Genomic DNA, 13,576 nt, shown 5'->3' with positions numbered 1-13,576 from the left:
CCTCGCCGGTCTGTTCAGTTTTGCCCGCAAGGGCATGTTTGCCCATTAGGATTCTAGAGAGACGGATGAACATCACCACCTTTGCAAAACGTTTGTGCCTGCTTGTTCCACTGATTATCACCCCGACCGTCTGGGCGGCAGAGCAGATGACGCCTGCTGCACCGCAACTGGCAGCCAAGTCCTACGTACTGATGGATGCCACCAGCGGTAACGTTCTGGTCGAGAACAACGGTGACCAGCGTCTGGCGCCTGCCAGTCTGACCAAGCTGATGACCGCCTATATCGCGACCCTGGAAATTCGTCGCGGCCAGATCGGCGAGAACGATCCGGTGACCATCAGTGAAAACGCCTGGCGCACGGGCGGTTCGCGGATGTTCATCAAGGTGGGCAGCCAGGTGACGGTCAGCGACCTGCTGCACGGCATCATTATCCAGTCGGGTAACGACGCCAGTGTTGCGATCTCCGAGCACATTGCCGGCAGCGAAGATGCATTTGCCGACATGATGAACAAGACCGCTGGCGACCTGGGCATGACCAACAGCCACTTCATGAACCCGACCGGTCTGCCGAACCCCGAGCACTACTCGTCGGCTCACGACATGGCGATCCTGGCGCGTGCAATCATTCACGAAGACCCGGCTCACTATGCGATCTACTCGCAGAAAGAGTTCTTCTGGAACGGCATCAAGCAGCCTAACCGCAACCTGCTGCTGTGGCGCGACAAGACCGTTGACGGTCTGAAGACCGGTCACACCGACGAAGCCGGCTACTGCATGGTGTCTTCGGCTGTACGTGACGGCATGCGTCTGATCGCGGTAGTGTTCGGCACCAACAGCGAGCAGGCCCGCGCGGCTGAAACCCAGAAGCTGCTGACCTATGGCTTCCGTTTCTTCGAAACCCAGAACTTCTATCAGAAGGGCACCGAGCTGGCTCAGGCTACCGTCTGGAAGGGCACCGAGCGTCAGGTCAAGGCCGGTCTGGCTGAAGATCTGAGCATGACCATGCCCAAAGGCGACATGAAGAAGCTTTCCGCCAGCATGACCATGAACCCGCAACTGGTTGCGCCAATCGCCAAGGGCGACGTGATCGGCAAGGTCGAGGTCAAGAAAGACGATCAGGTGGTTCACACCGCTAATCTGATTGCGCTTGATGCAGTTGAGGAGGGTGGCATTTTCCGCCGCGTGTGGGATAGCATCCGCCTGTTCTTCTACGGCTTGTTCAACTGACCTTCCAGTAACTACTGCCGACCTTCTCGCGGCCTGCTCATGATCTGAGCGGGCTGCGTGTCCGTCGTCACGGCTTGTGAGACCTTTACTGCCATGACTGATACCGACATCAAGTCGCACAAAATCGAATTCCCCTGCGATGACTATCCGATCAAGGTGATCGGTGATACCAGCGTGGGCTTTACTGCTGCTGTCATGGAAGTCCTGCACAAGTACGCACAGGTCGACCTCAAGACGCTCGCCGAGCGTCAGAGCAGCAACGGCAAATACACCACCGTCCAGTTGCACATCGTCGCTACAGGCGAAGATCAATTGCGCGATATCAATAGTGCCCTTCGCGCTACGGGTTTCGTGCACATGGTGCTCTGATGACGGCTGCGCTGGGTTTTCGTGATCTGGGCCTGATCGATTACGAAACTGCCTGGCACGCCATGCAACGCTTTACCGATGGGCGTGGCCGCGAGGCTGCCGATGAGGTCTGGCTGGTCCAGCACCCCCCGGTTTTCACCCAGGGGCAGTCCGGCAAGGCCGAACATTTGCTGCTGCCGGGCAATATTCCTGTCGTACAGGTCGATCGTGGCGGCCAAGTGACTTATCATGGCCCGGGCCAACTGGTGGCTTACCTGATGCTGGACGTCAGGCGCCTTGGTTTCGGCGTTCGCGATCTGGTAACCCGGATCGAGAATACCCTTATTGCCTTGCTCGCCGACTACGGCGTCAAGGCAGCCGCCAAGGCCGATGCACCGGGTGTATACGTCGACGGCGCGAAAATCGCGTCGCTCGGTCTGCGCATTCGCAACGGCTGCTCGTTTCATGGTCTGGCGTTGAACGTCGACATGGACCTTGAGCCGTTCCGCCGCATCAACCCTTGCGGATACGCCGGGTTGGCCATGACCCAACTGAGCGATCAGGCAGGGCAGATAGAATTTTCCGAGGTAAGTGCCCGACTGCGTGCGCAGCTCGTCAAACACCTCGACTACGCTGAGCAGGCGACCCTTACGGGCGGAATAAACCATTATGACTGACACCGTGCAAACCCTGATCCCGACGCTGGATGTTTCCGAGCGAGTGGCCCGTCCGAAAGTCGAAGCGGGCGTCAAGCTTCGCGGAGCGGAAAAGGTTGCGCGCATCCCGGTCAAGATCATTCCAACGGTAGATCTGCCGAAGAAACCCGACTGGATTCGCGTGCGCATCCCCGTTTCTCCGGAAGTCGACCGTATCAAGCAATTGCTGCGCAAGCACAAGCTGCACAGCGTCTGTGAAGAGGCGTCCTGCCCGAACCTGGGCGAATGCTTCTCCGGTGGCACCGCAACGTTCATGATCATGGGCGACATCTGCACCCGTCGCTGCCCGTTCTGCGACGTGGGTCATGGTCGTCCGAAGCCGCTCGACGTCAACGAACCGAAGAGCCTTGCCATCGCAATTGCCGACCTGCGTCTGAAGTACGTAGTGATTACCTCGGTAGACCGCGATGACTTGCGTGACGGTGGTGCTCAGCACTTTGCCGACTGCATTCGCGAAATCCGCCTCCTGTCGCCGGGCGTACAGCTCGAAACACTGGTGCCCGACTACCGTGGCCGGATGGACGTGGCGCTGGAAATCACCGCTGCCGAGCCACCGGATGTGTTTAACCACAACCTGGAAACCGTGCCGCGTCTGTACAAGGCTGCGCGTCCGGGTTCGGACTACCAGTGGTCGTTGACCCTGTTGCAGCGCTTCAAACAGATGGTCCCGCATGTACCGACCAAATCCGGGCTGATGCTGGGCCTGGGCGAGACCGACGAAGAGGTTATCGAAGTCATGCAGCGCATGCGCGAGCACGACATCGACATGCTGACGCTGGGTCAATACCTGCAACCGTCGCGTAACCACCTGCCGGTGCAGCGCTTCGTGCACCCGGACACTTTCGCCTGGTTCGCCGAGGAAGGTTACAAGATGGGCTTCAAGAACGTCGCATCCGGGCCGCTGGTGCGTTCTTCGTACCATGCCGACGAACAGGCCAAGATTGCCAAGGCGATGCTCTGATAGATAGCGAGCGTTGAAACGAAGAAGGGCCAGGTAGCGATACCTGGCCCTTTTTTGCGGTTGATTATCGTGCCGATGCTCTGCGTTGGCATGCCGTTCTGGACGCTCTGCGTCCTCCCGATTACTGCCCCGCAGGCTTGCGCAGGGCCTCCAGCAATTCATGCGTCGGGTAACCATCGGCTGGCCAGCCGAATGACTGCTGCGCGCTACGAATGGCCTTGCGCGTATTGGCACCGATAATGCCGTCTGGTGCGCCTGCGTCGTACTGGCGTGCCGAGAGCAGGGTTTGCAGTTCAATGCGTTCAGAGCGGCTCAGCGGAGTGTCCCCGCGTGGCCATGCGCCTACTACGTAGCCAGCCCCTTTGAAGCGGTCAGAAAGCAGACTGATCGCCAGTGCGTAGGAGGTGGAGTTGTTGTACTTGAGAATGGCGCGGAAGTTATCCAGCACCAGAAAGGCTGGCCCGCGATAACCGGCTGGCAACAGCAAGGCGGCTTGCTGCTGGCTGGCTGCAACTGGAATCGCCGAGCCGTCCGGCTGTTTCAGGCCCAACTGCTGCCACTCCGCAAGACTCTTGCGGGTGGTCGAATCTGCCAGTGAGTAATCAAACCCGGAGCCGAGCACCACTTCAAAGCCCCAGGGCTGACCACGTTGCCAGCCAGAGCTTTGCAGGTAATGCGCAGTGGAGGCCAGGGCATCGGCGGGAGTGTTCCAGATGTCACGGCGGCCATCGCCGTCAAAGTCGACGGCGTGGGTGTTGTAGGTGGTCGGGATGAACTGGGTCTGGCCCATCGCACCGGCCCACGAACCCAGCATCTTGTCCGGTGTGATGTCGCCATGCTGGATGATTTCCAGCGCGGCCAGCAATTGGCTCTGCGCAAAACCCGGACGACGGCCTTCATAGGCCAGCGTAGCCAGCGAGCGAATGACGGATTGCGTGCCCTGGAACGACCCGAAATTACTTTCCATGCCCCATACCGCGACCAGCGCCTGACGATCCACACCATACTGCTGCTCGATCTTCTGCAGGTCGTCAGCGTATTGCGAAAGCAGCGCCTGCCCCTTGCGCACGCGTGCGGCGGAGATGGCACCGTCCAGGTATTCCCAGATCGGACGGGTGAACTCAGGCTGGCTGCGGTCGGCCTTGACCACGCTCATGTCGGGAGTGACACCGGCGAATGCCAGATCGAATACATCCGCCCGGATACCTGACTTTAACGCCTGAACACGAAAACCGGCCTGCCATTCGCTGAAGCTGACGGCGGGTTGAATCGTGAGGGTGTCATCAACGACCAGCGCAGGCGTAGGGGCTACGGCAGGAGCGTTTGTCTGTGCTTTGCTGGATTGAAGAGGCGTGGCATCGGCTGCAGTGGGTTTTTCTGCGCAGGCTACCAAGGCAATAAGGCTGGAGGCAGCGATGAGTTGGCGCAGCTGCGGGCGATGGGTAAAACGAGAAGGCATGCTTGAGTCCAAGGGTATTACCGTTAGGTGCAGACCATAACACGGCTAAGCGGTTGAAAGCGCCTCGGAGATGTTGCTCGATATCAGGCCGCCATAAAGCAGGAAGCCTCCCAGCTTTTAGACTGGAAGGCTTCGCGGCGGTAGCTGCCTTTGCCCTTGGCGGGTTGTTCCTGACGACTGCGGAACAATGGCTGGGCGATAATGGATTTGGCCTTGTTCGGCCGCTTTGGCTTGCTCATGGCGGGGGACTCCTGATGGGTGTTGTAAAACGCTGCAAATCATCGGGCAGATTGACGGTTGTGTCTAATAGTCGTGTGCTATGACGCTGAGCACGGACTTGAATGCAATACCTGTGGGAGCGAGCTTGCTCGCGAAGGGGGCAGTGCAGGCGCCTCACTTTGATTATCGTGCCGATGCTCTGCGTCGGCATGCAGTTCGTGACGCTCCGCGTCACAAGAGGACGCAGAGCGTCCTGAAGGGCATTACCACGCAGAGCGTGGGAACGAGAGTCGACAGCACCTGCCTACTCCGCAGGCAATGCCAGCCGTTGCCCGGCCATCAGCAGCGCCAGCCTGCTCAGGCTGCTCCAGGGCGAGCCTGCCGCCTGACCCTTGATCTGCGCATCGATGCGCTGTGCATCCATTAGCAGCTGGCTCCAGCGTTTTGCCGAATGGCGTTGCAGGGCTTTGCTCATCAGCGGCTTGCGCTTGTCCCAGATTGGCGGGCGGGCCGAGCTGAACACTTTGTCGAGCGGCACGCCCTGACTGAACTGCTGGGACATGTTGGCCAGTGCGCGCAGCTCGCGGGTCAGGGCCCAGAGGATCACGGGGGTTTCGACCCCTTCGCCGCGCAGGCCTTCCAGCATGCGCAACGCATGGGCTGCTTCGCCGTTGAGCACTGCATCGGTCAGACCGAATACATCGAAGCGTGCACTGTCGGCCACGGCCGCCTGTACTGTCTCGACGGTGATCTGGCCTTCTTCGGCCATCAACTTGAGCTTTTCGATTTCCTGCGCGGCTGCCAGCAGGTTGCCTTCGACCCGGGCAGCGATCAATTCGACAGCGTCCTGGGTCGCAGCAAGCCCTGCCTGAGAGAGGCGCTGGCGAATCCATTGCGGCAGTTGGCCAATGTCTACCGGCCAGATCTGCACGAACTGGGTTTGCGCACCCTCAACCAGTGCCTTGCCCCATTTGGTTTTCTGCGCACTGCCATCGAGCTTGGGCAGGCTGATCAGTAGCAGGGTGTCTTCGGCCGGCCTTGCGCAGTATTCCATGAGCGCCGCAGCGCCTTTGTCACCGGGTTTGCCTGAGGGTAAACGCAGTTCCAGAAGACGGCGCTCGGCGAACAGTGACATGCTGGCGCCGGCCTGAAGCAACGTACCCCAGTCGAAACTGGCGTCAGCGCTGAACACCTGTCGCTCATCGAAGCCTTGCTGGCGCGCAGCGGCGCGCACGGCGTCAGCCGCTTCCTGGCAGAGCAGCGGGTCGTCGCCGCTGATCACGTAGACAGGCGCAAGTGCACCTTGCAGGTGTTTACCCAGTTGGGCGGGGGCGAGTTTCATGAGTCAGAGCATGTCGGGGCCAGCTGACTGGCCCCGGACACTTACCTGGCCGGTACTTCGACAGGCGACTGCTGAGGCGTCTCGTCACGGATCCGCTGAGCGGCTTCCTGTGCGTCGGCTTCAGCCTTGGCAACTGCGTCAGCCTTGGCCTGCAGCTGTTCCAGGCGTGCCGGCGTCATCTGCTGCAAGCGCGCCATCAATTTCTGGATCAGGTCGTTGCGCATTTCCTGACGAACCTGGGCGGCTTCCTGATCGGAACCGGTCAGGTTGTTGCCATCGTGAACGTAGGAGCGGTCCGTGCTGACCTTGTCGCCGAGCAGGAAGCGATCTCTGTCGCCATGCACTTCATAGGTCAGGGTGGTGGTCAGCTGGTATTCAGCCGAGCGGCCCGAGCCCGAGTAGCTGACGGTGCGCTGGGTTTCGGCTTCGTTGGTCAGCATGAGCTTGTAAGGCGCGCCGGTGTAGACCTTGACGCCGGAACTGGTCAGCAGGCGAGTGAGTTGAGTCACGGTTTCGCCATAGGCGTTACGCGCGCTGACATCCAACTCCTTGATCGCCAGCTCGGTGGTGCCGGTGCCACGCAGCTGGAAGCCACAGGCACTCAACAGAACAGCCAGGCCCATCACCAGCAAATTGCGTTTGATCATCTTGATGCTCCCCTTGAATCCGTTTGGGCCGCCAGTGCGTACCCTGGAAATATGTTCGGCGCCCGGCGTTTGCCTGGCGCCCGATCCAATCAGCTTGCGACGATATTGACCAGCTTGCCAGGCACGACGATCACCTTGCGAATGGTCAGGCCATCAGTGAAGCGCAATACGTTCTCGTTGATACGTGCGGCCGCTTCGACTTCTTCGCGGCTGGCGCTGGCGGGCATTTCGATATGGCCGCGCAGTTTGCCGTTGACCTGAATCACCAGTTGCAGGCTGTCCTGAACCAGCGCATTTGCATCGCATGCAGGCCAGCCAGCGTCGATCACCGGCTCATTGTGGCCCAGTTGCGTCCACAGCTCGTGGCTGATGTGCGGCGTGATAGGTGCCAGCAACAGGGTGACCGTTTCCAGACCCTCTTGCAGCAGCGCGCGATCCTGCGGTGTGTCCTGCGGGGCTTTTTCCAGCACGTTCATCAGCGTCATCACTTGCGCGACAGCGGTGTTGAATTTCTGGTTCTGGCCAATATCCTGGCTCGCCTGTTTGATCGCCTGATGAATTGCGCGGCGGATGACTTTCTGCTCATCGGACAATGCCGCAACGTCCAGGCCGGTCGACGGGCCTTGAGCGATATGCGCCTGAGCCAGACGCCACACGCGGCGCAGGAAGCGATGCGAGCCTTCAACGCCCGAGTCGGACCATTCCAGGCTCATGTCGGGCGGGGAGGCGAACATCATGAACAGACGGCAGGTATCGGCACCGTACTGATCGATCATGGTTTGCGGGTCGATGCCGTTTTTCTTCGACTTCGACATCTTTTCAGTGCCGCCGATTTCCACCGGCAGGCCATCGCTGGTCAGCTTCGCGCTGATCACCTTGGCCTTGGCGTCTCTTTCCAGGGTCACGTCGGCCGGGTTGATCCAGGTCTTCTTGCCGCTGGTTTCCATGCGGAAGTAGGTTTCGGCGTTGACCATGCCTTGGGTCAGCAGGTTCTTGAACGGCTCGTTCGAGGTCACCAGGCCTTCGTCACGCATCAGCTTGTGGAAGAAGCGCGCGTAGAGCAGGTGCAAAATGGCGTGCTCGATGCCGCCGATGTACTGGTCCACCGGCAACCAGTGGTTGGCAGCGTTCGGCTCGACCAGACCACCCTCGTAATGCGGCGACGCATAGCGAGCGTAGTACCACGAGGACTCGACGAAGGTGTCCATGGTGTCGGTTTCGCGCTTGGCCGGTGCGCCGCATTTCGGGCAGCTGCATTCGTAGAACTCGGGCATGCGCGCCAATGGCGAGCCAGCACCGTCGGGCACTACGTCTTCAGGCAGGACAACCGGCAACTGGTCTTCAGGAACCGGCACGTCGCCACAGGTATCGCAATGCACGATAGGGATCGGGCAGCCCCAATAACGCTGGCGGCTGATGCCCCAGTCACGCAGGCGGAACTGGGTGCGCGACTGGCCGAGGGATTTTTTCACCAGTGCCGCTTCGATGGCATCGAATGCGGACTGGAAATTCAGGCCGGTGAATTCGCCGGAATTGATCAGCTCGCCATGCTCGCCGTAGGCCGGCTGCCATGGGGCAGGCGTCTGGTCGCCAGCACTGGTGCGTACTACGGGCTTGATCGGCAGACCGTACTGCGTGGCAAACTCGAAATCACGCTCATCGTGTGCCGGTACGGCCATGACAGCGCCATCGCCGTAGTGCATCAGCACGTAGTTGGCGACCCACACCGGCAGTTTTTCGCCGGTCAGCGGGTGCTCGACGAACAGCGAAGTCGGCTGGCCTTTCTTTTCCTGAGTGGCAACGTCGGCTTCGGCAACGCTTCCGCCTTTGCATTCATCGATGAACGCTTGCAGCTCAGGGTTGCCTTGAGCGGCCAGGGTTGCCAGCGGGTGTTCGGCGGCAACGGCGACATAGGTCGCGCCCATCAGTGTGTCAGGGCGGGTGGTGAAGACTTTCAGTGCACCGGCTTCGCCGATCGAGGCCTGATCGTACGGAAACTGCACTTCCATGCCGCGCGACCTGCCGATCCAGTTGCGCTGCATGGTCTTGACCTGTTCAGGCCAGCCCGGCAGCTCGTCGAGGCTTTCCAGCAGCTCGTCGGCGTAGGCGGTAATTTTGAAGTAGTACATCGGGATTTCGCGCTTTTCGATCAGCGCGCCGGAACGCCAGCCGCGGCCGTCGATGACCTGCTCGTTGGCCAGTACGGTCTGGTCGACAGGGTCCCAGTTGACGGTGCCGTTCTTGCGGTAGATCACGCCTTTTTCGAACAGGCGAGTGAACAGCCATTGTTCCCAGCGGTAGTAATCAGGCTTGCAGGTGGTGACTTCGCGCGACCAGTCAACCGCCAGACCCAGGCTCTTGAGCTGGTTCTTCATGTAGGCGATGTTTTCGTAGGTCCACTTGGCCGGCGCGACGTTGTTGTCGATGGCGGCGTTTTCGGCCGGCATGCCGAACGCGTCCCAGCCCAGCGGCTGCAGGACGTTCTTGCCCAGCATGCGCTGGTAACGGGAGATCACGTCACCAATGGTGTAGTTGCGCACATGACCCATGTGCAGCTTGCCGCTCGGGTAAGGAAACATCGACAGGCAATAGAAAGTGTCCTTGCCTGGCTGTTCACTGACTTCAAAAGACTTTTGCTCATCCCAGAATGTTTGGGCAGCGGCTTCGATTTCGCGGGGCTGATAGAGTTCGTGCATGGCTACTTTTTACTAAAGATTAGTGACCCTTGACCTCTTCATTGCTTCGCCGAGTCAGGTCGGCACCGCGTGGCGGACAATTGCAACTGTCTGTGCGGTGCGTTCGGGCTCAAGAGCACGGAAGTGGAATTACAGGAAGCGCAGTAGCATACATGAGGGCTGTCTATCGAGGGAAACCCTGATTGCGCCTCGCGGGGCTCAAAGCCCGGCTGACAGCCCCATCTGCCCGTTGGTCGCAGTTCCATGCCGGTTTGCACAGCAGCGCTAAGCTCAATTTCGAGGGTGATGATTATCTTCGATGAGGTGAGCGGATGACCGAGTTGCAGCATGTAATAAGCCTGTCCGAGCTGTATGAACGTCTGATCGACCGCCTCGGGCTTGCGCTCGAGACGGCAAGTACTTCAGTCAGGCTACGAAACGAGTCGCCAGCCGAGCTTGAGCTCAAGGGCTTGAGCAGTGCCGAATTCCAGCTGATCGAAGCCTATCTGGAAAAAGGCCTGAGGGCTGCGGACGTCGCTGTCAGGGAGCGCCTGGTGTTCCAGCCGGATCTCGGCAGGCCTTCCAGAGCGTCAGCGACTATCATCTGGCTGAAAGACAGGCGACGAGGCGGGGGCCTGGCACGGTTGGGTCGCCACAGTTAAGTACTTAAAATCTCGCTTCTGCGCGCAGGCGAAGGGCCTGCTTACTTCGGGCGTTGTCGCCTGGCTTCAAACATTCTAGGCTGCGGACATCCATGGAGATGTCCCGATGCCTCTGCGCTACCTGCTCAAAACCCTCCTGTTGCCGCCCGGTATCCTCTTTGTTCTGCTCATTCTTGGCTGGTGGTTGCGTCGCTCCCGTCCGCGCCTGGCAACGGCATTTTTTGCCGTCGGTCTCGGCGGGTTATGGCTGATGAGCCTGCCTGTGGCGGTGGAATTCGCTGCCCGAAAAATTGAGCAGGTCCCGCCCTTGCCGCAGCAGCAATGGGCAACACTGGCGCAGCAGGCGGACGCCATTGTGGTGCTGGGCAATGGCCGTGAGCGCAATTCTCCGACGTGGGGCACAGATACACCGACCGGGCTGGGGCTGGAGCGACTGCGTCTGGCGGCGCGGTTGTCGAAAGCGTCCGGGCTGCCAATACTCACCACCGGCGGCTTGCACTTTGACCAGCCGCCCAGTGAGGCGTCGATCATGGCGCAGGCGCTGCATGATGATTTTGGTGTGACGGTACGCTGGCAGGAAGGGCTGAGCCGTACAACATGGGAAAACGCGACGATGACCGCTGCGGTTCTTCAACCGCTAGGTATCAAGCGCGTGGTGCTGGTCACGCAAGCCTGGCACATGCCACGAGCGCGCTGGAGTTTCGAACAGGCGGGTTTTACCGTGGTGAGTGCGCCGGTCGGCTTTCTCGGTGTCGACAACGCCCGACCCTTTGGTGGCTGGCTGCCTGAAAGTCGTGTGTTCACGCAAAGCGGCGTGTTGCTTAACGAAGCGGCAGGCTGGCTGGTTTATCCTTGGATTTATCCGGCCAGCCACTGACTCCTTAACCGGTATCGCCTGAAAACAGGCGATACCGGCTTCATGCAATCAGACGGTTTTGGCAATCCGTGCGGCCATCAATGCCCAGCCGAACAGCAGCAGGCAGACAATTGCCAGTGGCCATGAGCGCCAGCGCAGGTAAGGCGTGAGTTCGTGCATCGGCACCACTTCGCCGTACAGCACGCCGCGTTCGAACTGCGGAATCTGTACCGTAATCCTGCCAAACGGGTCGATCAGTGCTGTCACGCCGTTGTTGGTGGCGCGGATCATCCAGCGGCCCGCTTCAAGGGCGCGCATCTGGGCCATCTGCAAGTGTTGCAACGGACCAATCGAGGTGCCGAACCAGGTGTCATTGCTCACGGTCAGCAACAGATCGCTTTGCGCCGACAGGCCTGCGGCGAACTCTGGATAGACCACTTCGTAGCAGATAAACGGCGCAATATGATAACCCTTGGCCTGCAACAGCGCCTGGTCGTTCGGGCCCCGAGCGAAGTCCGACATCGGCAGGTCGAAGAAGGAAATCAACCCGCGCAACAGGTCCTGCAGTGGCACGTACTCGCCGAATGGTACGAGCTTTTGTTTGAAGTAGGTGCCGTCGCCCTGACCGGTAACCGTGATGCCGTTGTAATAACGATACTCACCGCGCCCGGTCGGCTCACGCACCGGCACGCCGGTGATCAGCGCTGCGCCGCGGTCCGAAGCGAACTTGCCCATCATCGCCAGATAGCCTTCTGCGCTTTCCTTGAGCACCGGTACGGCGGTTTCCGGCCAGACGATCAGGTCAGCCTGCTGCGAACGGAAGGTCATGTCCCGATACAGCGCGAGCTGATCATTGAGCTTTTGCGGGTCCCATTTCATGCTTTGTTCTATGTTGCCCTGCATCGCCGCGACTTTCAGCGGCGGGCCGGACGGTGATGTCCAGGCATGATCCTTGAGTCCCAGGCCAGCAATCCACGGCGCCAGCAACAGCACCACACCCGTCGCCAGAAACGATTTGCGTGCCCGCAAGCGGTGCAGGTTGCACAGCAGTGCAGCAGTCAGGCCCAGTGAGAACGATATAAGCCATACACCGCCGACCGGGGCGAGCCCGGCAAGTGGTCCGTCAAGCTGGCTGTAACCGGAATAGAGCCACGGGAAACCGGTAAGGAACCAGCCGCGAAATGCCTCCTGCCACAGCCATAGCGCTGCAAACGCCAGTGCATCGGCCAACGGCGCTTCGTTGCGACGTAGCCAGCGCGCCCAGACCCAGGCGGGCAGGGCGAAAAACAGGGCAATGGCGGCGATGAACAGCAGCATCAGCAGCCCGGCCAGCAGTACCGAAGCACCACCGTAGGTATGGATGCTGACGTAGATCCAGCTGGTGCCCGCGCCGTACAGGCCAAAGCCGTAACACCAGCCACGAGCCAATGCCTGGCGCGGACTTAGCTCGCGCAGCCCCAGATAGAACAGGGCCACCGACACCAGCACCAGCGGCCAGAAGTCGAATGGTGCCAGGGCCAGGGTCGTGAGCCCGCCAGCCGCCAGGGCCAGCAGGTTACCGGGCCAGCCGGGGCGGGTTATCCAGCGCATGTAGATTCCTTAAAGCAGCATCAAGTGGTTACGGACGTGAAATGGGGGTCACGCGCAGCAAATGAATGCGGCGGCTGTCAGCGCTCAGGATGCGGAAACGATATGCACCGATTTCAGTGATTTCGTTGCGCTTGGGCAGATGGCCGAAGGCGTTCATCACCAGGCCGCCCACGGTGTCGAACTCGTCGTCGGAGAACGCACTGTCGAAGAATTCGTTGAAATTCTCGACCGGCGTGAGGGCCTTGACCAGGAAGTCACCGCTGGGCAGTGGTTTGATATAGCTGTCTTCCTCGACGTCATGCTCATCTTCGATATCGCCGACGATCTGTTCCAGCACGTCTTCGATGGTCACCAGACCTGCCACACCGCCGTATTCGTCAATGACGATGGCCATGTGGTTGTGGTTGGCGCGAAATTCGCGCAGCAACACGTTGAGGCGCTTGGATTCGGGCACGAACGTAGCCGGACGCAGCAGCTTCTTGACGTCGTCGCTGTCGCCGTCGGCTTTAAGGATCAGTGGTAGCAGATCCTTGGCCAGCAGCACACCGAGCACGTCATCGTGGCTCTCGCCGATCACCGGATAGCGCGAGTGCGCAGCATCGATGACCGCAGGCAGAAATTCACGGGGTGTCTGGGTCGCCTTGATGCTGATCATCTGCGAGCGCGGCACCATGATGTCGCGTACTTGCAGGTCAGCCACTTGAATGGCGCCCTCGACGATGGCCAGCGCTTCGCTGTCCAGCAGTTTGTTCTGGTGGGCTTCGCGCAGCAGCTCAAGCAGCTCCTGGCGGTTTTTCGGCTCATGGACAAAGGCCTGGGTCAGTTTACCCAACCATGACTTTTGCCCGTTGCTCGATCGGTCTTCGCTCATAGCC

General features: G+C 60.1%; 13 protein-coding genes. 6 read left to right on the top strand and 7 right to left on the bottom strand.

The window, feature by feature from the left end:
• Nucleotides 1-65 precede the first annotated feature (65 nt).
• From KP808_RS21785 to lipA, 4 genes are all read left to right on the top strand, one after another.
• Complete coding sequence (locus KP808_RS21785; RefSeq protein ID WP_002555330.1) at nt 66-1,226, top strand: D-alanyl-D-alanine carboxypeptidase family protein; 1,161 nt, start codon at nt 66-68, stop codon at nt 1,224-1,226.
• Between the two features lie 93 nt (nt 1,227-1,319).
• Nucleotides 1,320-1,595: a DUF493 domain-containing protein gene (locus KP808_RS21780; RefSeq protein WP_002555329.1), complete on the top strand. Its 276-nt coding sequence runs from the start codon at nt 1,320-1,322 to the stop codon at nt 1,593-1,595.
• Nucleotides 1,595-2,251 carry a lipoyl(octanoyl) transferase LipB gene (gene lipB / locus KP808_RS21775; RefSeq protein ID WP_005745386.1) on the top strand — a complete coding sequence of 219 codons (657 nt, stop codon included), beginning with the start codon at nt 1,595-1,597 and terminating at the stop codon, nt 2,249-2,251. The genes KP808_RS21780 and lipB overlap by 1 nt, the downstream gene beginning before the upstream one ends.
• Nucleotides 2,244-3,251, top strand: a complete 1,008-nt coding sequence (lipA, locus tag KP808_RS21770) for a lipoyl synthase (protein WP_002555327.1) — start codon at nt 2,244-2,246, stop codon at nt 3,249-3,251. Before lipB ends, lipA begins: the two co-directional genes overlap by 8 nt.
• 121 nt (nt 3,252-3,372) lie before the next feature.
• Here lipA and KP808_RS21765 read toward each other — a convergent pair whose 3' ends face one another.
• The 5 genes from KP808_RS21765 to leuS all read right to left on the bottom strand — a co-directional run bounded on the left by KP808_RS21765 (nt 3,373) and on the right by leuS (nt 9,614).
• Complete coding sequence (locus KP808_RS21765; protein ID WP_058408687.1) at nt 3,373-4,710, bottom strand: lytic murein transglycosylase; 1,338 nt, start codon at nt 4,708-4,710, stop codon at nt 3,373-3,375.
• 83 nt (nt 4,711-4,793) lie between these two features.
• On the bottom strand, nt 4,794-4,949 hold the full coding sequence (gene arfA / locus KP808_RS21760) for an alternative ribosome rescue factor ArfA (RefSeq protein ID WP_002555325.1): 156 nt from the start codon (nt 4,947-4,949) through the stop codon (nt 4,794-4,796).
• A 284-nt stretch (nt 4,950-5,233) separates the two neighbouring features.
• Nucleotides 5,234-6,271 carry a DNA polymerase III subunit delta gene (gene holA, locus KP808_RS21755; protein ID WP_057402161.1) on the bottom strand — a complete coding sequence of 346 codons (1,038 nt, stop codon included), beginning with the start codon at nt 6,269-6,271 and terminating at the stop codon, nt 5,234-5,236.
• Between the two features lie 41 nt (nt 6,272-6,312).
• The gene (locus KP808_RS21750) at nt 6,313-6,918 is read right to left on the bottom strand and encodes an LPS-assembly lipoprotein LptE (RefSeq protein WP_002555323.1); all 606 of its coding nucleotides are present in this window, start codon (nt 6,916-6,918) and stop codon (nt 6,313-6,315) included.
• Nucleotides 6,919-7,007: 89 nt separating this feature from the next.
• Nucleotides 7,008-9,614, bottom strand: a complete 2,607-nt coding sequence (gene leuS / locus KP808_RS21745; RefSeq protein WP_058408688.1) for a leucine--tRNA ligase — start codon at nt 9,612-9,614, stop codon at nt 7,008-7,010.
• A 311-nt stretch (nt 9,615-9,925) separates the two neighbouring features.
• Between leuS and KP808_RS21740 the strand changes: the two genes are divergently transcribed.
• Nucleotides 9,926-10,255, top strand: a complete 330-nt coding sequence (locus KP808_RS21740; protein ID WP_058402600.1) for a hypothetical protein — start codon at nt 9,926-9,928, stop codon at nt 10,253-10,255.
• 106 nt (nt 10,256-10,361) lie between these two features.
• Nucleotides 10,362-11,132 carry a YdcF family protein gene (locus KP808_RS21735; RefSeq protein ID WP_058402599.1) on the top strand — a complete coding sequence of 257 codons (771 nt, stop codon included), beginning with the start codon at nt 10,362-10,364 and terminating at the stop codon, nt 11,130-11,132.
• Nucleotides 11,133-11,180: 48 nt separating this feature from the next.
• Here KP808_RS21735 and lnt read toward each other — a convergent pair whose 3' ends face one another.
• Nucleotides 11,181-12,701, bottom strand: coding sequence for an apolipoprotein N-acyltransferase (gene lnt, locus KP808_RS21730; protein WP_058402598.1), 1,521 nt, complete (start codon nt 12,699-12,701; stop codon nt 11,181-11,183).
• 28 nt (nt 12,702-12,729) lie between these two features.
• Nucleotides 12,730-13,572 (bottom strand): HlyC/CorC family transporter, encoded by an 843-nt coding sequence (locus KP808_RS21725; protein ID WP_002555318.1) that lies wholly within the window; start codon nt 13,570-13,572, stop codon nt 12,730-12,732.
• Between the last annotated feature and the right edge of the window lie 4 nt (nt 13,573-13,576).

The sequence above is a fragment of the Pseudomonas savastanoi genome, from assembly GCF_020917325.1.
Classification (GTDB): domain Bacteria; phylum Pseudomonadota; class Gammaproteobacteria; order Pseudomonadales; family Pseudomonadaceae; genus Aquipseudomonas; species Aquipseudomonas amygdali.
Note: the sequence above shows the minus strand (reverse complement) of the source record. Positions and strands in the feature narration are given on the sequence as shown.

What these genes read in the sequence shown, in the direction of transcription:
- KP808_RS21785 (WP_002555330.1), top strand. Translation starts at nt 66, where the DNA reads ATGAACATCACCACCTTTGCAAAACGTTTGTGCCTGCTTGTTCCACTG.
- KP808_RS21780 (WP_002555329.1), top strand. Translation starts at nt 1,320, where the DNA reads ATGACTGATACCGACATCAAGTCGCACAAAATCGAATTCCCCTGCGAT.
- lipB (WP_005745386.1), top strand. Translation starts at nt 1,595, where the DNA reads ATGACGGCTGCGCTGGGTTTTCGTGATCTGGGCCTGATCGATTACGAA.
- lipA (WP_002555327.1), top strand. Translation starts at nt 2,244, where the DNA reads ATGACTGACACCGTGCAAACCCTGATCCCGACGCTGGATGTTTCCGAG.
- KP808_RS21765 (WP_058408687.1), bottom strand. Translation starts at nt 4,710, where the DNA reads ATGCCTTCTCGTTTTACCCATCGCCCGCAGCTGCGCCAACTCATCGCT.
- arfA (WP_002555325.1), bottom strand. Translation starts at nt 4,949, where the DNA reads ATGAGCAAGCCAAAGCGGCCGAACAAGGCCAAATCCATTATCGCCCAG.
- holA (WP_057402161.1), bottom strand. Translation starts at nt 6,271, where the DNA reads ATGAAACTCGCCCCCGCCCAACTGGGTAAACACCTGCAAGGTGCACTT.
- KP808_RS21750 (WP_002555323.1), bottom strand. Translation starts at nt 6,918, where the DNA reads ATGATCAAACGCAATTTGCTGGTGATGGGCCTGGCTGTTCTGTTGAGT.
- leuS (WP_058408688.1), bottom strand. Translation starts at nt 9,614, where the DNA reads ATGCACGAACTCTATCAGCCCCGCGAAATCGAAGCCGCTGCCCAAACA.
- KP808_RS21740 (WP_058402600.1), top strand. Translation starts at nt 9,926, where the DNA reads ATGACCGAGTTGCAGCATGTAATAAGCCTGTCCGAGCTGTATGAACGT.
- KP808_RS21735 (WP_058402599.1), top strand. Translation starts at nt 10,362, where the DNA reads ATGCCTCTGCGCTACCTGCTCAAAACCCTCCTGTTGCCGCCCGGTATC.
- lnt (WP_058402598.1), bottom strand. Translation starts at nt 12,701, where the DNA reads ATGCGCTGGATAACCCGCCCCGGCTGGCCCGGTAACCTGCTGGCCCTG.
- KP808_RS21725 (WP_002555318.1), bottom strand. Translation starts at nt 13,572, where the DNA reads ATGAGCGAAGACCGATCGAGCAACGGGCAAAAGTCATGGTTGGGTAAA.